Source organism: Vibrio orientalis CIP 102891 = ATCC 33934 (assembly GCF_000176235.1).
GTDB lineage: Bacteria > Pseudomonadota > Gammaproteobacteria > Enterobacterales > Vibrionaceae > Vibrio > Vibrio orientalis.
Map to the genome: position 1 here is coordinate 1,248,131 of NZ_ACZV01000005.1, position 21,826 is coordinate 1,269,956.

Consider the following 21,826-nt stretch of genomic DNA (forward strand, 5'->3'; position numbering starts at 1 on the left):
GTCAAGCAAACTGATATTACCTGCTTCACATTCACACTATTTGATTGTTATTGCGGCGACTTTTTCAACAATTTGCTTTCTAATCGCACCTAGTTTTACTTGACGGTCTTTATGCCAAGGAATTGGGCGCAATAGAGCCATTGCCTTAATACCTAGCCTTGCGGTTAGAATACCAACACCTAACCCCTGCCCTGCACGAGCCGACACTTTACCTGCAAGGTCCATCGACATCAGATCCATACTCGCGTCGATGGCAAGTTCACTCGCTCCCGCGGCGGCCATATTGATTAAGGTCGCTTTAAATAGTTTCAAGCGGGACCAATAGCCAAGCTCGACACCATAAATCTCGGCCAAACTATCAATCATTTTGAAATTGCGCCACGCAACAAGCAACATATCCGCAATGGCCAATGGGCTTATAGCCACCAGTGCAGCCGACTCGGTGGCATGCTGAGACACCACTTTCGTTGCTGCTTTATCTTGCTCCGACACCACCATCGCATCGTACATATCCAATACTTCTGCATCGCTATGAGAAGAGTTAATACTGTTTTTCCAACGGTCGTAGCTTGGTGACTCAGGTTGAATTCCCGACTCGTGCGCAATTGACTCACAAAACGTTTTTCCTTTGCCGACACTGTCTGACTGGATTAACGCTTCGCTTTGCTCTTGAACACTAAAGTGGTTACGTAGCCTACGCAGTTTGAACAGCTCTTTACCGATCGCACCAACCCCGAGCAACGAGATTGTGGCGATAAAGCCAGCCCAGCCCAATGCTAACCAATCGGAGGTTTGCACTGCAGTCACAACACTATCTATCGCTTGCCAGCCGACTAATCCGGAAAATGCCGTTAGCAGGCCGGTCACCATCCATTTTGTGCCTGAACGAGGACGAATCACTTGGCTTAAACGCGCTTCCTCGACTGAATCCTCGTCACTGTTCACTTGCGCTGGTACGAACTTATCTTGCTGCTCAAACTGCATTTGCGCAGTGATCTCAACGTTTTGCTCATCATGCGGCTGTGCAAATGACTCTTCGAATACTTGTTTCTGCTTTAATGTGGTTTGTTCTGATTCGGTCATTTCAGCTTGTCTCCAATCAAAAACTCTAGGGCTTTATCCATGCGGATATGCGGTAGCGGCTCATCTGATGAGGCTTTTCTTGGCCTAAACGCCGTAAATTCGAATCCCTGTTCTTGCCAATACGCTTGGTCGGGAAGCTTCTTCGGGACTTCCCCCGGGAACACTGTTAGCGCCTGCTCATCAACCGTCGTGCCTTGCAATGCCGGATAAGCTTGGTCACCTTTATTGATGAAGCCCGCTTGCGTCGCCTGAATTGACGCCATTGTTATACAGCTCATCTCTATATTTTCATACGAAGCACTTTGCCATGCTGGATGAACCATTTGTTGTAATAGAGAGACCAAGTTTGGGTGTTGCTCTGGTGTGACATGGTCAGCTTTAGTAGCGGCAAAGAGTATTTTATCAATTCGAGGCGCAAACAGTCGTTTGAGTAGATTGCTACGACCATAACGAAAGCTATGCATGATTTGCTCTAACGCATGGCGCATATCTTGAAACGACTCATAACCTGCATTTAACGGTTGTAGGCAGTCCACCAGCACAATCTGGCGATCAAACGTCGAAAAATGGTGCTTATAAAATGCCTTTACCACCTTCTGTTGATACTCGTTATAGCGTGCTTTTAACATTGCTAAGTTAGAGCCCTTGCCGGCTTTAACGTTGTCATCTACTCGACATGGAAAGAATTGCAGTACTGGTGCGCCTTCTAATTCACCCGGCAAGACAAATCGACCCGGTTGAACCCAATGTAAACCTTCACGCTTACACTCATAAAGAAATTCGGTATAACTTTGCGCGACATCGGCAATCGCTTTTTCATTGAGCGGCTGCGAAATATCAAGATTGTCCAGCTTATCTAGCCAAGCCTGCGCGAGTTCTCTGCGTTTTCCTGTCAGTGCATCAAACTGGCTTTGTGACCATTGCTCAAAGTCCATATCCAATAGCGGTAAATCAAGCAGCCACTCGCCGGGGTAATCAATGATATCGATATGTAATGTGGAGGTGCTGCCAAACAACTTTTTGGTCTTTTTCTTCGGCTTATATTTGAGCGCGAGACGTATTTCGCTGACATCCCGCGTCGGTTCAGGCCATTTGGGAGGCGTTGAGTGCACATGTTCCATTGCGTCATCATAGGCGAAACGAGGAACCATCATGTTCGTTTGAGGCTCACGCTTTGCACCGACTAGGCGCTTATCTCGCGATGCAGCAAAAAGTGGCAAGCTATCATGAGTTGAAGTATGAAGTAACTGATTCACTAAGGAGCTAATAAACGCCGTCTTACCGGCTCTCGAAAGGCCAGTAACAGCAATGCGTACATGGGAGTCCATACTACGACTGATTAAATCATTCACTTCTTGAGTAATTTGCTTCATTCACGATCTCTTATAATTCAGTTCGATACTAGCTTAACGAAGCTAATATTAATCTTATATGAACAAAAAAGCCTCCGATAAATCAGAGGCTTCATAAGAACTCATTAAGATTATTGGCTAATCTTCTTCTATCAATTTATAAATAACAAACAGTGCGATTTCTATCAAACCAAACAGCACACATGTAATCGTTACGTATTTTTCATCGAAGATACTGATGCCGTGAAGAATTAGGTCATAACCGACGAAGGCACCTATCACAACTGCAATAATCAGCTGTAGGATTTGGATAAAACGAGGCATTTGAGCTCCTGACGTATAGTTTTACAATTATTCGAGTATATAGACAAAAGGTGCAGTTTTACCCGCACCTTTGTCAAATGTTTGCTAACTAAATCAGCACTTTCTCACAATCTTATGCTTGAGATTCCATCTCTTGGATTTTCACTTTCCAAGTGTCAGGACCAATCTGGTGCGCATTGGCTCCTTCAGAGTCCACGGCAACGGTAACTGGCATATCTTCTACTTCAAACTCGTAGATTGCTTCCATACCAAGATCCTCAAATGCCACGACGCGCGCTTTCTTAATCGCTTTAGCAACTAGATAAGCCGCGCCACCAACTGCCATTAAGTAGACTGCTTTATGCTTCTTAATTGACTCAACCGTTGCTGGGCCACGCTCAGCTTTACCAATCATGCCCATAATGCCGGTTTCTTCTAGCATCATGTCAGTAAACTTATCCATTCGAGTCGACGTTGTTGGACCTGCAGGACCAACGGCCTCATCACCCACTGCATCAACTGGACCAACGTAGTAGATAAACTTGCCTTTGAAATCGACACCTTTAGGAAGGCCTTCGCCATTTTGTAGCATGGTTTGAATACGTTTGTGCGCAGCATCACGACCCGTTAGGATCTTGCCTGATAGCAGAACCGTTTCACCAGTCTTCCACTGTTCAACGTCAGCTTGAGTCACTTCATCAAGGTTAACGCGACGTGTATTCGCACCCGCTTCCCAAGTGATATCTGGCCACTCTTCTAGTTTAGGTGGCGTTAAGTCCGCCGGACCTGTGCCGTCAAGAGTGAAGTGTACGTGACGCGTTGCCGCACAATTAGGGATCAAGCAAACTGGTTTAGAAGCCGCATGCGTTGGCGCCGTTTTGATCTTAACGTCGACAACTGTCGTTAGACCGCCTAGGCCTTGCGCACCGATGCCTAACTTATTAACGCGGTTAAAGATATCTAAACGAAGCTGTTCTTCTGCGTTTTCAGGGCCACGATCGATAAGCTCTTGAATATCGATGTGCTCCATTAGCGATTCTTTTGCTAGTACCGCGGCTTTTTCTGCCGTACCACCGATACCTATACCCAGCATACCCGGTGGACACCAGCCCGCACCCATCGTAGGTAGTGTTTTTTCTACCCACTCTGCAACGTCATCCGATGGGTTCAACATAACCATCTTAGTCTTATTTTCACTACCACCGCCTTTCGCCGCGATTTGAATTTCAACGTTGTCACCCGGCACCATATTAATGTGAACAACCGCAGGCGTGTTGTCTTTAGTATTAATACGTTTACCCGCAGGATCCATTAGAACTGAAGCGCGCAGAGGGTTGTCTGGATTGGTGTACGCTTGACGAACACCTTCATCGACCATCTGTTGCACAGTTAAATCCGTTGAGTCCCATTTAACGCCCATACCCACGTTAACAAAACAGGTCACAATACCTGTATCTTGACAGATTGGACGGTGCCCTTCTGCGGACATACGAGAGTTAATTAAGATTTGAGCAATCGCATCTTTCGCTGCTTGGCTCTCTTCACGGTGATAGGCTTTTTCTAGGGCTTGAACAAAGTCTAATGGGTGGTAATACGAAATGTATTGAAGCGCATCAGCAACACTGCTGATCACATCCTGCTGGCGAATTACGGTCATTGCATGCCTCGTTATATTTTTTGCTTCCTTTTGCTGCCGTACACAAACGTTTGCTTATCGATTGTAATAATTGCAAAACACTGATGTAGCGGCCTTTGATACCAATATGATACTCTTGCTTTCCTCAACACGCCACGTAATCAACGATCTCTTTGTCACAAATTAAACAAATGAATAACAACACGCCAAATTGCTTAGAAATCAAGCCGATCAGCTACCAGTCGGACCTTGCGGTTCAACACTTTGCTAACATTGAATCTCTACCTTGGGCGATGTTACTGCGCTCACCGTCTCAGAACCATATCGATAGCCGTTTCGATATCTTAGTCGCTAAGCCTGTCTCAACGATTACGACCGATGGCGAGCGAAGCCTGATTACGATTAAAGGCCACAAAACCACATCGACGGACAACCCATTCGATATCATCAAGCAGATTCAAGATGATTGCTTACCAGCTCTCGATTACGACGGAGACCTTCCCTTCATTGGCGGAGCATTGGGTTATTTCTCTTATGATTTGGGACGACGAATTGAACGGATGCCAGAACTGGCAGAACAAGACTTACATACCTCGGATATGATGGTTGGCATCTATAGCTGGGCGTTGATTGTCGATCATCAAGAAAAGTCCGCATTTATTGTCGGCGAACAGGTAGAGAAACACTGGAATTGGCTAACCAGCCAGCAATCAGAGCAAGCCAGCGAGTTCAAACTCGCCAGTGACTGGCAGTCAAACATGACTAAACAAAATTACAGTGACAAGTTTGCCAAGGTCCAAGAATATCTGCGTAGCGGTGACTGTTATCAAATCAACCTCGCCCAACGCTTTAAAGCCCAATACCAAGGAAGTGAATGGCAAGCTTACCAAAAGCTAGAAAACGTCAATCAAGGTCCTTTTTCTGCCTTTATCCGCACTGATAAAGGGGCGGTGTTGAGTGTCTCTCCTGAGCGCTTCCTACAAGTTAAAGATAAGCAGATAGAGACTAAGCCAATTAAGGGAACGCGCCCTCGTAGCGAAGACAAATCGACTGACCAACAAGCTGCTTATGACTTAGCCCATGCAGAAAAAGATCAGGCAGAGAACCTGATGATTGTTGATTTACTGCGTAACGATGTAGGGCGAGTAGCCAAACCTGGCAGTGTTCACGTTCCGAAGCTGTTTGATATTGAAAGCTTCCCTGCTGTTCATCACTTAGTGAGTACCATCAGAGCAGAGCTTGATGTGGGCTACTCATCTACCGATTTGCTCCGCGCTTCTTTTCCTGGAGGCTCAATTACTGGGGCTCCCAAAATTAGAGCCATGGAAATCATCGAGGAGTTAGAGCCCCATCGTCGCAACGCTTATTGTGGCAGTATCGGCTACATCAGTCGCCACGGTAGAATGGACACAAGCATTACCATTCGTACTTTGGTCGCAGAGCAAGGAACTATGTATGTTTGGGCGGGTGGCGGCTTGGTCGCAGACAGTCAGTGCGATGCTGAGTATCAAGAGACTCTCGATAAGCTCAGTCGCATTTTACCCGTGTTACGTGACTAAACGATGTGGTGATGGGCTTGATAATCGAACATCAAGCCCACTTTTCGAGCATTAACTGCAAGTCTTTCGCCGAATATGGCTTGGTGAGTATGTCGTCCATACCACATTCAATGCATTTCTCTCTTTCTTCTAGCGTCGTCCCTGCAGTCAACGCAATGATCGGCAGATCGTATTTTTGCTCTCTCAGATACGTGGTAGCCTCAAAGCCATCCATTTCCGGCATCCTACAATCCATAAAAACCAAATCATACTTAGTGTGACTGATCGCTTTAATAGCCTCGAATCCGTTATTAGCAATCTCAGGGGTGATGCAGAGCTTCTTAAGCATCTGATTAATGATCACTTGATTCATACGAATATCATCAACAACCAATATCGCAAGCTCTTCTAAAGGTTTTTCTCTCAGACCAGTGTCACTACTTGATTCCCCTACCGGCAACTTATCAGCCACTTTCAGCGGAAGAGTAACTTCAAAACAGCTTCCTTTACCGACTTCACTTTCAAGAGCTATCGTTCCAGACATTAACTCCACGAGGTTCTTACAAATGGCTAAGCCGAGTCCTGTCCCTTCGAAATGGCGCTTTGCTGTTCTGTCAGCTTGAACAAACGGGCTATACAGTTCTTTCTTTGCTTCTTCTGCAATCCCTACGCCAGTATCACTCACTGACATGGTTAAACTGCCTGCGCTCCAACGAGCAGTGACGGTGACGCTTCCTTCTGAAGTAAATTTGACGGCGTTCCCGACAAGATTGACCAGTATCTGCCCTATTCGCTCAAAATCACCAATAAAGCTTGTTGGCAGTTCCCCGCTTTCAGTAATCGTAAATTCAATCCCTTTTTCTCTTGCTCTAGGCTCAAAGATTCCATGGATCATATTGCGCAGTTCAGACATTTGAAACGTAGAGGGAATGAGCTCCATCATGCCCGCATTCATCTTACTGAAGTCGAGAATATCGTTGATAATATGGCGCAGGAGATCCCCAGAATGGGTTAAGTTGGTTAATAACGTACGTTGCTCTTCGTCTAACTCGGTACCATCTAAGAGTTCGGCGCTGCCTAGCAAACCATTTAAGGGGGTGCGTAATTCATGATTAATCATGGCAACAAACTCTTTGGTCGAACGTTCCGACTCTTCCGCCCTACTGCGCGCTTCTTGATGACGAGATAAAATGATTTGGCGACTTAGCGCACTACACAGTAGTTCACCAACCAACAGCATTTGGCTGACCACAAAATCTCGACTTATTCCTGCTTCGTTAACAAGGACAGACAATATTCCGACAGCCTTATGATCAACTTCGACGGGCAAACTGAGGATGTTATCTTGCCAAGTAGCATAGGGCTTAATATTGGCAAGATCAGTACTTAAACTCTCTCCAAACTCACTGCCGACCAAACTCGTCACAAGATCTTGTTCCACATATAAGTGGGCTTTCTCTAGTGCAGACGATGATTCCAGGCACTCTAATAAACTTGAAATCAATCCATCATCGAGCGTACGGCTAAGGAAAGCTCGTCCAAAGTGAATCAGTGCTTCATTAATTTGTTGCTCAAATTCAAGCTTATTTAAATCTTGTAAATTCTGACGCTTGAGTTGAGTTAATACCAATTGCAAATGCTGATTGGTTTCATAAAGCTCCAAACTTTTCTTTTCAAGTAAGGTTTCTGCTTCTTTTCTTGCCGCTATCTCACGTGCCAATTTTCGTTCTAAAGGGGAATCATTATCCATTAAAACTACTCGACCAAATTAACCGTAAAACGGACACGGCTGCCGTCATTTTCGACGTTGTCCATCGACATTGATAACTCCTCGTTAAAGAACTCAGCGCACCCTTCCATCAGTCCTAAACAAACATAAGACATACACCGTGCACTGACATAATCAAATACCAATTCAGTTTCCGACTCAGAGATAAAATAGAACGAAGGTGGATTCGCTTCGGGGTAGAGTTTTTTGACCTCGATATGTATGTAATCTTCAACCAATTTAATAAATTGAAACGACGTCTTACATGCTTGTAGGCTATTATTATTAGGTAAGGTGTTATAAAGGTTATGAAAAACGGATTGTCCAAATACACGCTGTAGCTCTTCAGGAGAGATCCCCGTCTTCTTACTTAACTGAACAATCAGTTTAATTAAATTCCGGTGATCATAACTCCCGACCGTTGTGTAGATCCCACAATCGCCGGAGTCAGCCAGTAAGCTATCGAGAGCCTCTAGGCCAAACTTTTGCTCTACGAGATCCATAAACTCAGTAAAGATAATCCCTTTCATCAGTGGCGCTATCCTTGCTTTAACTAACGTAGTAGAAAGCATGAGTCATATTTAAGGCTTTTACAAATAAAAACAGGAGCTAACGTGTTGTCAGAGTTAAACAAAAATCATCTCATTCAACGATTCCAATTGCATCAGACGGTTGACTACCATCAAGAAGCACTTAAGCGTGTCTCACACTTAAACCAAAGCCACCTCCGTAAGGCATCGGTTCTTATTGGATTTGTAGAAAGACCACACGGCCTAAATATCATTTTCACCAAACGTGCTCTTCACCTAAAGCATCACCCCGGTCAGATAAGCTTTCCTGGCGGTAAATTTGAACCTACTGATGAAGACCTGTCGCACACTGCTCTACGTGAAACATTTGAAGAAGTCGGCATCAACCAAGAACAGATCACAATATTTGGTCAAATGCCGGAACTCATCACGGTAAGTAAATTTACCGTCACACCATTTCTGGCATTTGTTTCTCCAGATTACAAAACCATTATTGACAGAAATGAAGTGGATGAGATTTTTGAAGTACCCGCAAATATCGTTCTAGATAGGCATAATTTACATAGCCAGACATTTCAGATTAATAATTTTTCACATCGTGTTTTTGGATTGTCATATAAACAACATTTTATTTGGGGAATGACGGCCCAAATTATTCAAGCAATGCAGAATCATATTATGCATCAATGTTAATAAAATTACACATTGAACAAGATTTGTTCACATTAGTTTAATTCTCTATCAATAAAGCAAACGTTTACTCGCGACGCATAACTAACTTTACAATAGCAATATTAGAAAAACTAATATCAAGGATTAGCATAAATCACTAGTGGCACATCATTTTCGTGACCAAAAACGCCTTTTTGACATATCATGTTATAACTCGCATCAATTCATGATTTAGATCTAGTTTTCGTGCAAGATTTTTATGCAAAATTGCGCCTGACTTATTTCCTGTTCCCAAAAATGAGTATCACAAAATGAATACTACTACTTCTGCGGCTACAACCGCACAATCCCCTAGTAAGTTTACTTACAAGGACTTCACCTGGTGTCTGTCACTTTTCGGTACTGCGGTAGGTGCTGGTGTACTTTTCCTTCCAATTAAAGCAGGCGCTGGCGGCTTCTGGCCATTAGTTATCCTTGCTCTAATTGCTGCGCCAATGACTTGGTTCGCACACAAATCTCTTGCACGTTTCGTACTTTCTGCGAAAAACCCTGAAGCTGATATCACTGACACTGTTGAAGAACATTTTGGTAAGACTGGCGCAAACCTTATTACTTTTGCTTACTTCTTCGCTATCTACCCAATCGTACTTATCTACGGTGTTGGTATCACAAACACAGTTGACTCTTTCCTAGTTAACCAAATGGGTATGGAGTCTATCCCACGCTGGCTACTTTCTGGTGCGTTAATCGCAGCTATGACCGCTGGTGTAGTATTTGGCAAAGAGCTAATGCTAAAAGCGACATCTGCACTGGTTTACCCACTAGTTGCAATCCTGCTAGCACTTTCTTTCTACCTTATCCCAGACTGGAACAGCTCAATGATGTCAGTTGCACCTGATTGGTCTGCAATGCCATCTGTTGTTTGGCTAGCAATTCCAATCATCGTGTTCTCTTTCAACCACAGTCCTGTGATTTCTCAGTTCTCTAAAGAACAACGTCGCGTATACGGTGATGATGCAGTTAAGAAAACTGACGCGATCACTGGTGGCGCTGCGATGATGCTAATGGGCTTCGTAATGTTCTTCGTATTCTCTGTAGTACTTTCACTGTCTCCAGAGCAACTAGCAATGGCTCAAGAACAAAACATCTCTGTTCTTTCTTACCTAGCGAACGTTCACGAATCTCCATTAATCTCTTACATGGGTCCTCTAGTTGCTTTCGCAGCAATCACTTCAAGCTACTTTGGTCATTTCCTAGGTGCTCACGAAGGTCTAGTTGGTCTAATCAAGTCTCGCTCTAACACTTCTGTAAGCAAGATTGAAAAAGCGTCTCTAATCTTCATCGTTGTAACAACTTGGATTGTGGCTATCGTTAACCCAAGTATCCTTGGCATGATTGAAACAATGGGTGCACCAATGATTGCAGCTATCCTGTTCCTAATGCCTGTATTCGCAATGCAGAAAGTACCAGCAATGGCTAAGTACAAAACTTCAGCACCTGTGCAAGTTTTCACAGCTCTTTGTGGTATTGCAGCAATTACTTCTGTAATCTACGGCGCTCTTTAATCTAGACACTTTTATAAAGTCTGATTAATACAAGAATATAACGATAATAATGAGCCTCCCTTCTCCCCTTGGGAGGCTTTCTTTTGAGGTAATCGATATGATTAGTGTTTTTGACATCTATAAAATCGGTGTTGGTCCTTCTAGTTCTCACACTGTAGGCCCAATGAAAGCGGGTAAAGAGTTTATTGATGATTTACGTTCAATGGGAAAATTGCGCGACATCACTAAAATCACCGTTGACGTATATGGATCACTATCACTGACAGGGAAAGGTCACCACACAGATATCGCAATCATCATGGGTCTTGCTGGCAATACTCCTGAGAAAGTAGATATCGATTCTATTCCGGGCTTCATCGCTCGCGTAGAAGAAACTGAGCGCCTTCCTGTTGGCATGCACTGTCACACAGTATCGTTCCCGAAAGATGGTGGTATGAACTTCCATACTACTAACCTAGAGCTACACGAAAACGGTATGCAGATCCATGCTTGGATCGGCGACGAAAAAGAGTACTCGAAAACCTATTACTCAATCGGCGGTGGTTTCATCGTTGATGAAGAGCACTTCGGCAAAGAAGAAGAAAACCCTATTAAATCTCCTTACGAATTCACAACAGCTGAAGAGCTAGTGAACCAATGTAAAGAGAACGGTCTTTCAGTCAGTACGCTAGTGATGAAAAACCAAGCGGCGCTGCATTCTGACGAAGAGTCTCGCACTTACTTTGCTAACATCTGGAAGACGATGCGCGAATGTATGGACCGTGGTATGAATACTGAAGGTATCTTACCTGGGCCACTTCGTGTGCCACGTCGTGCAGCAGCACTTCGCCAGCAACTGCTTACCTCTGAAAAAACCACCAACGACCCAATGGCGGTTGTTGACTGGGTTAACATGTTTGCCTTCGCAGTAAACGAAGAAAACGCAGCAGGTGGCCGAGTTGTGACTGCCCCAACGAATGGTGCATGTGGCATCATCCCAGCGGTATTAGCTTACTACGACAAGTTTATCCAAACTGTGACTGAGAAAGACTACATCCGTTACTTCGCTGCTTCTGGCGCGATCGGTGGTCTATACAAGCGTAACGCTTCTATCTCTGGTGCTGAAGTTGGCTGTCAGGGTGAAGTTGGCGTAGCGTGTTCTATGGCGGCGGCGGGCCTTGCTGAGCTTATGGGTGGTAGCCCTGAGCAAGTATGTATGGCAGCTGAAATCGCAATGGAACACAACCTAGGTCTTACTTGTGACCCAGTTGCTGGTCAGGTACAGGTTCCATGTATCGAGCGTAACGGCATCGCGGCAGTGAAAGCGATCAACTCGACTCGTATGGCTCTACGTCGTTCTTCTGCTCCTACTGTTTCTCTAGATAAGGTTATCGAAACCATGCTAGAGACAGGTAAAGACATGAACGCAAAGTATCGCGAAACCTCTCAGGGTGGCCTAGCAATTAAAGTTATTTGCTAAATCTCACCTGTTTGAAAAAACCCGAGCAAATCGCTCGGGTTTTTTATTTTCTAGCTAAGATCAACTGATATTCCCCCTAGTCGCTGATAGATTAGTCTATAAAAAAATCTAAATTTAATGATATATCTATAAGATTAGGATATGCCGGTAAAAGGTCACATACCTCATATACCAATGTTGCTACCGTATCGAAAAAATCAATCCTGGAGTGCTTAACACATGATTAGGTTTGAACTTGGAAACCAAATCTGCGTTTGCTTGTCCGAAAATGAACTTTCACTAACGCTCGACGAGTCCAGCCAATCCTCAGTTTCCATTAATCAAATTGAGTATTTTATCCTGAGTACTATCGCTGCTTTTGGCAGCGTAAATTCACCAATCAGCCAAAGACGAATTGAAAAGAAGTTATCGACTCAACATCAGATAATATTGCCAGAAAATGGCTTCAAAAACGCCGTGGCATCGATCAGAAAAAAGTTCAGACAACTCGTAAGGAAACACACCAAGGTGTCAAAATCACTGATTGAAAACGTTCATCGGAAAGGCTATTTCGTACCCTTCGACAGCCAACATGCGCAAAAAGACGGACTACTGCAACAAGCACGTATCTTTAAACTAGTACCACACAGCATTAGAACGGCAATGGGCATATGCCTTAACAACCGTAAACCTTATCTAAACATAGTTTTTTTCGTCACTATCACGAGCGTACTCTATATTTTGATCTGCCTTTACGCCATTAGTACGATTGTTCGTCAGAACTACTTCGAAGGTGCGTTAGCATTTTCTAAAGAACTTGCTCAACATGGCTGCTTTGAACAAGAAAAATTACTGAGAGAACTATTCGACAATGTCCAACTGGTTGAGTCTGCATTATTTACCGACCGATATAATGTGCGCTGCTTAGTGACCCCAGAGACCGTTGACCCGGTTAACGTTCGTGATCAAAATGATTGGCAGGGCAACTTAAACTACACCTATCACTCATTTTCCGATGCTGATAGTGACGTGTTGGTGAGAGTTAAGAATATCAATGTAGAAAATAGTATTGAAAGCCATATGTCTCGTCTCTTCCTATCAGGAATGAAAGTATGTACCAACACGGGTTTACCATTGGAGATCGGTGATACTGAAGGTCAATCTCTGATGCATAACTTTCAGCAAGATGATTACAAAGAGATCTATTATGTCTCTAACCCAATCTCGAGTATCACTATCTTTAGCGTTCTTTTTCTCATTATTGCACGGCGTAAAACGTTACGTGCGGTCATCACTTACCTATGGGCAATAAGGCACTTTAATTTAAAGCTTGAGCCAATACATAACACGACCAATAACCAGAACATACACTATGAAGTGCTCTCACGTTTCAAGGTCAAAAATACCCAGCAGTTTATTGAGAGCCTGATTAGCAATGGGTTGCTCATTAACCACACGCTATTAGTGATTAAACTCATCTATGGTAACAGCCATTCCTTGTTGGCCCCGTTAAGTGTGAATGTATGTCCTTCCCTACTTGAAGGGGATAATTTCAAACGTCTCTATCGTCAGCTCGAACAGTTAGATTGCTCGTTACTGACGATTGAGATCACCGAAAACGCATCGATGTACTACACCCAAGAAATCTTCCGAAATACCAAAAGACTTAAAGAGTTAGGTTGTAGAATTAGTATTGATGACTTTGGTACGGGCAATAACAATGTTGAGCTCATTGGCCACATATCTCCAAACTACCTAAAGATAGATCGTCTCTTTGTCATGGACTTAAAACAGGATGATAAAAAAGTCGAAACCTTGCGCCAGTTAATCGCCATGGGTCATACCTACCACTGCACAGTCATCGTCGAAGGGGTTGAAAATGGGGATTGTGCTCACCTGCTTACCACTCTAGGGGCGCATATCCATCAAGGATTCTACTACCCTCTTTGTCATTAACATCGACAAGTACATCTAACGCTTATACAAAAACAGCCTTCAATAATGAAGGCTGTTTAATCGTTGAATTGGGTTACGTTTAGATGACTTGCGAAGCCAGTAAGAAGCCACCAAACAATAGGGCGAATACCATCATTGCAGAGCCACCCTCCGCGGTGTATCGCTCAGGTAATGCTTGCGATAAACGCAACTTGTACACCATTGCGAGTGGCACAAACACCGCGAGGAATACCAATATAATCCCGGCATAAGCAAGCACTGACAAGAACTGGTCAGCGGCCAATATTGCACCGACTAATGGAAGTACAAACGTCAGTACATAGGTTACCACTCGGTTTTGATTAAATGTGTCGCTATTTTGGTGGAACAGTGACATCGCAACGCCGAAGAAAGAGGTCAACAGAGCTAAGCCTGTGAACACGGATAAGAACCCGCCCACCCAAGGTGCGTCATGCTCAAACCCTGCCATCAGTTCAGATACACTACCGAACTCTTTGAGTTGGCTAGCTGGCAAATTGCCCACAACCGCAAACAACCAACAAAGGTAGCATACAAGCGGTATGATCGAGCCCGCTATCACCATATTTCTGAGTTGCTTGTCACTCGCTTCGGAGTTGTAAGAAACCAAGCTTGGAATCACCACCATAAAGCCGAAACTGGTAAATAGAACAGCACTAGTTTTGATTAAGCCAATATGATCGCTATTGCTTACTTGGCTCAAATTCTCGGTTGAAAACTCAGGAAGAAGAACCGCTAAGGTCATCAGTAAGCTTGCTAACATAATGAAGAACAGCAAACGGTTGAGTTTATCAATCACGCCAGTGCCGCAAGCTACGATCACACCAGTGGTTAATGTAAATAGGATTTGGCTTTGCATAAAGGTTAGCTCTAGTCCGACGGCATTGAGCGCCTGAACTAAGAGGTCGGCCGCGCCTAAGATGTAGGCCATCAGCAAGCAGATCAACAGTGCGTAAAGCAAGCCATTCGTCAGTAACTGCCCCCCTTTCCCCAGCGTTTTACGTGCAATGGAATTGAGTCCTAAACCGCCGCCAGATTTTATTGTTGCTTCGAGTAATAGCAATGCGGAATAAGTCGTGCCAAACCAAATCAGCACCATCAGTAGTGTGCCGTATAGTAGGCCAAATTGAGCCAGAACCATTGGAATTGCAAGCATACCGGCACCTAGAGCGGTACCTGAGATAATAAGGGCGCTACCCATTAATTTTGTGTTCATTTTCTTTAAAACCGTAATATTGAAAAGATTTAGACGTGCGAAAACACGAACGTGATTGATTTAGATGGAATCAATAAGAAAAATAAAATCGAGAAAATGAACGAGGCTGAAGAGACGCCGAGCTTGGAAAGAAGGAGGAGAAAAGAGACGTTGAGTTTGTACGTAGCTGACAAATGATCGCATGTGGCGACCCTTCAGTTGGCTCCAAGATTGGAGAAGTAATTTTGAAAAGCATTAAGATGTCCTAATAGCGCAGACAATCCTTTGAGTGTTCGCCACAAATCCTGCGTGACGTCATCTCGAATGAGATAACTCCATCTTATCGGTTCAAACTCCGATTGCAATGACCTATTTTTCAAGTGGTCAAATAAACACCAATGCACAATGTTTGAACGTAAAAAAACCGCCATTATGAAGGGGAAAATGGCGGCAAAAACAAATGTCTTTATTAAATGAAAGCGTACAGTTCAGTCCTTTTGTTACTGCACACGATATATACTAATGTGTTTTCAATCTGGTTTGAATGCGGACTTTCTGATTTGCTTGTCAGTATTCAGGAAGCACGACCAAGGTATTCATGTCGTAACGAAAAGCGTTTATCTACTTGATTTCACTATTCTTCACTTACCACACGCCCTTTTATCTCATTGCCTGCTTCACGAATAAGATCAATTGGAGAGAGGATCACCCCTTTCACGGCGCCTTGTGTCGCTTGCTTGGCAATTTCTTGGCTCTTATCAATTATCTGGTCGGTTTTTAGGGCCAGCTCATCCGCCTTAGTTAAGATGGGTGGAATATCACTACGTAACGCTTCAGACTCTTTAACTAACTGAGGGATAGTTTCTTGACGATAGCCTTTGCTTTCAACCAGTACTTTTGGCAATACGTCGGTTCGATATTGCTTGGTTTCGGCAAGTACTGGAGGGATCACTTGCTGTCGGTATAAGCTAACCTCTTCAACAATGGCCGGGATTTTTTGGTCTATGGATGCCGCCGTCTTATTAGTATCATTTACCGCAGCCGTTACACCATCGACACTGTTTATGACACTAGGTAACAACGTCTCTAAAGTATCAGCAACCTGCAGCCATTCGTCGATTTGCAAGTTTTTTGATAACGTCCCAACGTCTTGCAAAACTTGCGGGTAAGTGTCTATCACGTCACCAACTTTCGAAGTCATCGAATGAATGGCGTATCCTAAATAAAATATCGATAGAGCAAGTAACAATTGAATCGCTGAGCCGATTTTGGCAGCCATATTCATTCCTTCGAAAAGTTGCGGCTTTAATCAGCCAATAATAGCGTAACTCTGGCACAAAAAAGCGAAGATCTCAGTCATAATCAAGAGAGAAAACCTTCATTTAGCTGTCACCAAGCCCACTTAGTACCAACAACGCCTTTACGACGAAAAACCGTCACTGCGCCAAAGTTTTGATTACATAGATCTTACATCACATTTACAATAACCACTCATAGTGTGTGGTCACATAATAAATTTCTGGCTATTCCCCATAAGGGTTATATAGGCGAAGATTATGATGTCTATTCCAATAATTAAAAATTCTATCTAATAATGCGCTCAACAATTACAACAAAGCTATTGATCACACTGGTGGCTGTTTTCGGTATCGTGCTACTCGCTTCAACAAGCTATCAATACATACAACAAAGAGATCTTATCAACTCTGTCCTGAGTGAACAGCTGCATGATAAGGCGAGCAATTATTTCGACAGCCTCAATATGATGATGCTTACTGGCACAATGGCTCAAAAAGAGACCCTACGTCAGAAGGCATTGACCCAAGAAGGCATTGAAGATGTTCGGGTATTACGCGCCGACGCGGTAAGCAAACTGTATGGGCCCGGCAATGATAACCAAACCCCCGTTGACGATATCGATAAACGAGCGTTGGCTGGCGAAACCGTCATCGAACCCTTTTCTGCAGATTGGGGGAAAGGCTTAGTTATCGCTCTGCCAATGAAGTCGAGCGAAAATTACCGCGGAACCAATTGCGTCGCCTGTCATATGGCGCCGGAGGGCGAGGTACTTGGTGCGATTCGATTGGAGTACAACTTGAGCCATGTCAATTCGCTGATCAACACCCAAACAATGACAGCGGTTGGTATTATGGCCGTCATCTCTTTTGCGGGGTTCCTATTAACGATGGGGCTCATTCGTAAGATAATAGTACGACCACTTCAGCAAACGTCACGCTTTATGACCCAAGTCAGTGACAACAAAAACTTATCAACTCGACTACCAGAGAAAAGTAAGGATGAAATCGGCACCTTAGCGAACTCGATCAACTCGTTTATGGGGACGGTCTCAGATAGTTTAGAAAAGGTACAAGATACTTCGCACAAGCTGAATGCTTCTGCCAACCAACTGACTAGCGTCGCACAAATCACAGAGCAAGCAGCTGCCGATCAACAAAACGAAACGGCTGAAGTACAGAATAATGTGGAAGGGATACAAGACCAACAGATCAATGTAGAACAAGCCACCTTAACGGCATCAGCTCTGATCAATCATACCGCCGACGTAGCATGTAAAAGTGCTAACCAAGCCCACGATGCAAGCAGCGAGATAAAGAACCTAGTTACCAGCATAGAAGAAGTGAAATGCAAGATAATGACCCTCAATGAACAGACTGGAGAAGTTTCTTCTATATTGAGTGTTATTCGTGGCATCGCCGATCAAACCAATCTTCTGGCCTTGAATGCCGCCATCGAAGCCGCTCGCGCAGGTGAGCAAGGCCGAGGCTTTGCTGTGGTTGCTGATGAAGTCCGCCACCTAGCATCGCGAACCGCTGAAGCAACGGGCAGTATTGAATCGATTATCCACCAATTCCAACAAGGCAGTGAAGAGTCTCTGGCATCTGCCGATCGCGTTTGCGAACAAGCACATCAAAGCTCAACGGATATTGACGCGTTATCTATTGAAATGAATGGCGTAGTCAAAGAGATGAAGCAAGTGCTCGATCATGCACAAAATATCCAACAGCAGACGCAATCAACCACCCACGCGACCAAAGATGTTCAGCAAAAGGTTGAAACCATTACTTCTCACGCAAACAACACATCGAAATCTGCGGCTGAGACTCGTGGGATCAGCAATGACTTAGAAGAGCTGTCCAATCACCTTGAATCACTCATCAATCAGTTCACCTTTTCAAACTCAAATAACAAGTATTAGCGCCAACAGGTGTTGAATCTCACGATTAATAAGAAGCGCTCGGTGATGAGCGCTTTTTATTTGTCATCCAACTTGATTTAGCGGATAACTCGACGTTTTCAAAAGTGTTTAGTGTGTAATAGACACTGCAGATAAGTCTTCATGCTTGTGGTACATCGCATGTTTGTCGATGAGCTTCGCACTCATGGTATCCATTCCTACAACCTCAACATTCGCACCCTTTTTTCGAAATTTGAACACAACCTTATCCAGGGCTTCAACCGAGGTGTTATCTAAAAAAGACGCGTCAGAAATATCAATCGTTACTAAGGAGGTCGCTTTGTCATAATCGAACAAGTCGACAAACGCATCAGAAGAAGCAAAAAAGACGTGGCCTTTTACTCGGTGGATCGTACTCAGCTTATTCGTCACCACTTCATCAGATATAAAAACCATGGATTGACTCGCATGGGCGTAAAACAAAGCGGAAAGAACCACGCCGACCAAAACACCTATCGCTAAGTTGTGAGTAAACACAACCACCACAACAGTTGCTAACATGGTGATATTGGTGGGTAACGTATGATCTTTAAGCTCTACAATAGAACGCCATGAGAACGTACCAATTGATACCATGATCATCACAGAGACCAACGCGGCCATAGGTATTAACTTCAACCAATCAGACGCAAACACCACCATCAACAATAAAACGACACCAGCAACCATGCTTGATAGTCTGGTCAAGCCGCCAGATTTAATGTTGATAATCGATTGACCAATCATTGCACAGCCAGCCATACCACCAAACAGTGATGCGACGATGTTAGCGATCCCCTGTCCTTTACATTCGTTGTTCTTGTTGCTTTCTGTATCAGTAAGGTCATCAACTATCGTCGCGGTCATCAATGATTCCAAAATGCCGACAACTGACAGAGCAATAGAATAAGGAAGAATGATTTCGAAGGTATTAAGCGTGAATGGAATATTTGGGATTAAAAAGACAGGAAGTGAATCTGGGAGTTTGCCCATATCTCCTATTGTTCTGACATCTAAACCCAATAACAAACTAATGGTGGTAAGTACGATGATTGCCACCAAAGGCGAAGGTATCGCTCTGCCAAATTTGGGGAAGTAAGGCAGCAAATAAATAATCGCCAAGCCTAACCCAACCAACAGATAAACACTCGAAGGGACGTTGATCAACTCCGGTAGTTGAGCCATAAAAATGAGTATAGCGAGCGCGTTGACAAAACCAGTAATCACCGACTTGGAAACAAAATTCATCAAATTGCCCAGCTTTAAATAACCCGCTGCAATTTGAATCACACCTGCCAGAAATGAAGCGGCGAGTAAGTATTCTAGTCCGTGCTCTTTCACTAAGGTGACCATTAACAGAGCCATTGCCCCGGTAGCACCTGAAATCATGCCCGAACGGCTACCAACCAAAGCGGTCACGACACAAATACAAAAAGACGCATAAAGCCCAACTTTGGGATCGACGCCTGCGATAATGGAAAATGCGATAGCTTCCGGGATCAATGCAAGTGCAACTACAATCCCAGACAATAAATCTCCTTTAACATTTGATAACCAGTGTTTTTTTAAATAATTAAGCATGTAATTCTCTTTTACTTATACAGCCAGTCCTGCCTTGTTCAGACATAATTTGATCGACTGTTTTTCATGAATGAGCGAGCGCTCGAAAAGTGCGGGTGTATAGAGAATGCAGGGGCTAAGGCGGCGTAATTAACACGTGAATATTAAACTCCTCTAGTTGTTCATTGACTTGGTACTTAAGGTTGTGAATAAGCTCCAAAGTAACTGAAGCCACGCCAATATAGAGCGACTCATTACTCAATCACACTACCATCTTTGAAAACAAAGATTCCGATTTCGCGCGATAAGATTGAACAAAAAACCAACCCCTAGTGATTTTTATCGCTTACATACGCAATATTTCTTTCAACAAGCAACAATAATGGTTGAAGCTCGCTGAATGACAGGTAATATGTTCCATTGATTTAAAAAGTTTATACAACTCAATGTTTCGACTGTTTTTTGTTCAAATTTAGCGAACTCTAAACAAACGGTTGTAAACCTTGCGTTGAATTTGTCCCTCAATGGAGAATGAAACCAACATGACTTACGCGCCTGTAAAAGACGTACTTGGCGGCAAGCTAGCGGTAGACAGTGAAGTAACTGTTCGCGGCTGGATCCGTTCACGTCGTGATTCCAAAGCTGGAATCTCTTTCCTTGCCATTTATGACGGCTCTTGTTTCGACCCGATTCAGGCCGTGGTCCCAAATAATCTGAATAATTACGAAGACGAAGTACTGAAGCTGACTACAGGCTGCTCTGTCGAAGTAACTGGTAAGATTGTTGAGTCTCCAGCGAAAGGTCAAGATTTTGAGCTTGCTGCCACTGACGTAAAAGTCGTTGGCTGGGTTGAAGACGCAGAAACATACCCAATGGCTAAAACTCGCCACTCTATCGAATACCTTCGCGAAGTCGCTCACCTACGCCCACGTACAAACGTAATTGGTGCAGTAGCGCGTGTTCGTAACTGTCTATCTCAAGCGATCCACCGTTTCTACCACGAGCAAGGTTTCTTCTGGGTATCTGCTCCATTGATCACGGCTTCTGATGCAGAAGGTGCTGGCGAAATGTTCCGCGTATCTACGCTAGACATGGAAAACCTACCTCGCACAGACAAAGGCGAAGTAGATTACAATGAAGATTTCTTCGGTAAAGAGACATTCCTAACGGTATCTGGCCAGCTTAACGCTGAAGCTTACGCTTGTGCCCTAAGCAAAGTTTACACGTTCGGTCCTACTTTCCGTGCTGAAAACTCAAACACAAGCCGCCACCTAGCTGAGTTCTGGATGGTTGAGCCTGAGGTTGCATTTGCAGACCTAGACGACGTTGCCAAGCTATCAGAAGATATGCTTAAGTTTGTATTCAAAGCGGTACTTGAAGAGTGTCGTGATGACCTTGAGTTCTTCGCTCAACGTATCGACAAAGAAGCAATTACTCGTCTAGAGCAGTTCGTTTCTTCTGATTTTGCACAAGTAGACTACACTGACGCAATCCAGATCCTTGTAGATTCTGGTCGTGAGTTCGAATTCCCTGTTGAGTGGGGTATCGATATGTCTTCTGAGCACGAACGTTTCCTAGCTGAAGAACACTTCAAAGCGCCTGTAATCGTTAAAAACTACCCGAAAGATATCAAAGCATTCTACATGCGTGCTAACGACGACGGTAAGACAGTCGCAGCAATGGACGTACTAGCACCTGGTATCGGTGAAATCATTGGTGGTTCTCAACGTGAAGAGCGTCTAGACATCCTAGACGAGCGTATGCGTGAAGTGGGTATCGACCCAGAGCACATGAACTGGTACCGCGACCTACGTAAATATGGCACTGTGCCACACGCAGGCTTTGGTCTAGGTTTTGAGCGTCTAGTATCTTACGTAACTGGTATGGGCAACGTTCGTGACGTTATCCCGTTCCCACGTACACCACGCTCTGCGAACTTCTAATTATCTAGCAAGTTTTGCATATAAAAACGGTCCT

The 21,826-nt window shown here is 44.0% G+C and carries 16 protein-coding genes; 7 read left to right on the forward strand and 9 right to left on the reverse strand.

Features of this window, described 5'->3' with window-relative positions; translation table 11 throughout:
• Positions 1 to 36: 36 nt before the first annotated feature.
• From VIA_RS16440 to VIA_RS16455, 4 genes are all read right to left on the reverse strand, one after another.
• Positions 37 to 1,083, reverse strand: coding sequence for a YcjF family protein (locus VIA_RS16440; RefSeq protein ID WP_004414328.1), 1,047 nt, complete (start codon positions 1,081 to 1,083; stop codon positions 37 to 39).
• Positions 1,080 to 2,456, reverse strand: a complete 1,377-nt coding sequence (locus VIA_RS16445; protein WP_004414329.1) for a YcjX family GTP-binding protein — start codon at positions 2,454 to 2,456, stop codon at positions 1,080 to 1,082. Before VIA_RS16445 ends, VIA_RS16440 begins: the two co-directional genes overlap by 4 nt.
• Positions 2,457 to 2,573: 117 nt before the next feature.
• The gene (locus tag VIA_RS16450) at positions 2,574 to 2,759 is read right to left on the reverse strand and encodes a hypothetical protein (protein WP_004414330.1); all 186 of its coding nucleotides are present in this window, start codon (positions 2,757 to 2,759) and stop codon (positions 2,574 to 2,576) included.
• A 112-nt stretch (positions 2,760 to 2,871) separates the two neighbouring features.
• Positions 2,872 to 4,395 (reverse strand): fumarate hydratase, encoded by a 1,524-nt coding sequence (locus tag VIA_RS16455; protein WP_004414331.1) that lies wholly within the window; start codon positions 4,393 to 4,395, stop codon positions 2,872 to 2,874.
• A 170-nt stretch (positions 4,396 to 4,565) separates the two neighbouring features.
• Here VIA_RS16455 and pabB point away from each other — a divergent pair, with 170 nt between their 5' ends.
• Positions 4,566 to 5,933 (forward strand): aminodeoxychorismate synthase component 1, encoded by a 1,368-nt coding sequence (gene pabB, locus VIA_RS16460; protein WP_004417487.1) that lies wholly within the window; start codon positions 4,566 to 4,568, stop codon positions 5,931 to 5,933.
• Positions 5,934 to 5,964: 31 nt separating this feature from the next.
• On the opposite strand, the gene VIA_RS16465 is transcribed toward pabB, so the two are convergent.
• A complete protein-coding gene (locus tag VIA_RS16465) occupies positions 5,965 to 7,662 on the reverse strand; it encodes an ATP-binding protein (RefSeq protein ID WP_004414333.1) in 1,698 nt (565 codons plus the stop codon).
• Positions 7,663 to 7,667: 5 nt separating this feature from the next.
• The gene (locus tag VIA_RS16470) at positions 7,668 to 8,210 is read right to left on the reverse strand and encodes a heme NO-binding domain-containing protein (RefSeq protein WP_004414334.1); all 543 of its coding nucleotides are present in this window, start codon (positions 8,208 to 8,210) and stop codon (positions 7,668 to 7,670) included.
• An 84-nt stretch (positions 8,211 to 8,294) separates the two neighbouring features.
• On the opposite strand from VIA_RS16470, the gene VIA_RS16475 reads away from it, so the two are divergent.
• From VIA_RS16475 to tpdA, 4 genes are all read left to right on the forward strand, one after another.
• Positions 8,295 to 8,903, forward strand: a complete 609-nt coding sequence (locus tag VIA_RS16475) for a CoA pyrophosphatase (RefSeq protein WP_004414335.1) — start codon at positions 8,295 to 8,297, stop codon at positions 8,901 to 8,903.
• A gap of 290 nt (positions 8,904 to 9,193) precedes the next feature.
• Positions 9,194 to 10,447: an aromatic amino acid transport family protein gene (locus VIA_RS16480; RefSeq protein ID WP_004414336.1), complete on the forward strand. Its 1,254-nt coding sequence runs from the start codon at positions 9,194 to 9,196 to the stop codon at positions 10,445 to 10,447.
• Between the two features lie 97 nt (positions 10,448 to 10,544).
• The gene (locus VIA_RS16485) at positions 10,545 to 11,906 is read left to right on the forward strand and encodes an L-serine ammonia-lyase (protein ID WP_004414337.1); all 1,362 of its coding nucleotides are present in this window, start codon (positions 10,545 to 10,547) and stop codon (positions 11,904 to 11,906) included.
• 219 nt (positions 11,907 to 12,125) lie between these two features.
• Positions 12,126 to 13,841 (forward strand): cyclic di-GMP phosphodiesterase TpdA, encoded by a 1,716-nt coding sequence (tpdA, locus tag VIA_RS16490; protein WP_004414338.1) that lies wholly within the window; start codon positions 12,126 to 12,128, stop codon positions 13,839 to 13,841.
• Between the two features lie 79 nt (positions 13,842 to 13,920).
• On the opposite strand, the gene VIA_RS16495 is transcribed toward tpdA, so the two are convergent.
• Both VIA_RS16495 and VIA_RS16500 read right to left on the reverse strand, forming a co-directional pair.
• Positions 13,921 to 15,075, reverse strand: coding sequence for an amino acid permease (locus tag VIA_RS16495; protein ID WP_038211199.1), 1,155 nt, complete (start codon positions 15,073 to 15,075; stop codon positions 13,921 to 13,923).
• A gap of 613 nt (positions 15,076 to 15,688) precedes the next feature.
• Entirely contained in the window at positions 15,689 to 16,333 is a 645-nt protein-coding gene (locus VIA_RS16500) for a hypothetical protein (RefSeq protein WP_004414340.1), read from the reverse strand.
• Positions 16,334 to 16,648: 315 nt separating this feature from the next.
• Between VIA_RS16500 and VIA_RS16505 the strand changes: the two genes are divergently transcribed.
• On the forward strand, positions 16,649 to 18,271 hold the full coding sequence (locus VIA_RS16505) for a methyl-accepting chemotaxis protein (RefSeq protein WP_004414341.1): 1,623 nt from the start codon (positions 16,649 to 16,651) through the stop codon (positions 18,269 to 18,271).
• A 108-nt stretch (positions 18,272 to 18,379) separates the two neighbouring features.
• On the opposite strand, the gene VIA_RS16510 is transcribed toward VIA_RS16505, so the two are convergent.
• A complete protein-coding gene (locus VIA_RS16510) occupies positions 18,380 to 19,870 on the reverse strand; it encodes a SulP family inorganic anion transporter (RefSeq protein ID WP_004417482.1) in 1,491 nt (496 codons plus the stop codon).
• A gap of 521 nt (positions 19,871 to 20,391) precedes the next feature.
• Between VIA_RS16510 and asnS the strand changes: the two genes are divergently transcribed.
• Positions 20,392 to 21,792, forward strand: a complete 1,401-nt coding sequence (gene asnS / locus VIA_RS16515) for an asparagine--tRNA ligase (RefSeq protein WP_004414344.1) — start codon at positions 20,392 to 20,394, stop codon at positions 21,790 to 21,792.
• The last annotated feature ends 34 nt before the right edge of the window (positions 21,793 to 21,826 follow it).

Bases quoted from the DNA above. Each gene is read 5' to 3' on its own strand.
- VIA_RS16445 (WP_004414329.1), bottom strand. From the start codon at position 2,456: ATGAAGCAAATTACTCAAGAAGTGAATGATTTAATCAGTCGTAGTATG.
- VIA_RS16505 (WP_004414341.1), top strand. From the start codon at position 16,649: ATGCGCTCAACAATTACAACAAAGCTATTGATCACACTGGTGGCTGTT.
- VIA_RS16450 (WP_004414330.1), bottom strand. From the start codon at position 2,759: ATGCCTCGTTTTATCCAAATCCTACAGCTGATTATTGCAGTTGTGATA.
- VIA_RS16485 (WP_004414337.1), top strand. From the start codon at position 10,545: ATGATTAGTGTTTTTGACATCTATAAAATCGGTGTTGGTCCTTCTAGT.
- VIA_RS16470 (WP_004414334.1), bottom strand. From the start codon at position 8,210: ATGAAAGGGATTATCTTTACTGAGTTTATGGATCTCGTAGAGCAAAAG.
- VIA_RS16455 (WP_004414331.1), bottom strand. From the start codon at position 4,395: ATGACCGTAATTCGCCAGCAGGATGTGATCAGCAGTGTTGCTGATGCG.
- VIA_RS16510 (WP_004417482.1), bottom strand. From the start codon at position 19,870: ATGCTTAATTATTTAAAAAAACACTGGTTATCAAATGTTAAAGGAGAT.
- tpdA (WP_004414338.1), top strand. From the start codon at position 12,126: ATGATTAGGTTTGAACTTGGAAACCAAATCTGCGTTTGCTTGTCCGAA.
- VIA_RS16440 (WP_004414328.1), bottom strand. From the start codon at position 1,083: ATGACCGAATCAGAACAAACCACATTAAAGCAGAAACAAGTATTCGAA.
- VIA_RS16495 (WP_038211199.1), bottom strand. From the start codon at position 15,075: ATGAACACAAAATTAATGGGTAGCGCCCTTATTATCTCAGGTACCGCT.
- VIA_RS16480 (WP_004414336.1), top strand. From the start codon at position 9,194: ATGAATACTACTACTTCTGCGGCTACAACCGCACAATCCCCTAGTAAG.
- pabB (WP_004417487.1), top strand. From the start codon at position 4,566: ATGAATAACAACACGCCAAATTGCTTAGAAATCAAGCCGATCAGCTAC.
- VIA_RS16465 (WP_004414333.1), bottom strand. From the start codon at position 7,662: ATGGATAATGATTCCCCTTTAGAACGAAAATTGGCACGTGAGATAGCG.
- VIA_RS16500 (WP_004414340.1), bottom strand. From the start codon at position 16,333: ATGGCTGCCAAAATCGGCTCAGCGATTCAATTGTTACTTGCTCTATCG.
- asnS (WP_004414344.1), top strand. From the start codon at position 20,392: ATGACTTACGCGCCTGTAAAAGACGTACTTGGCGGCAAGCTAGCGGTA.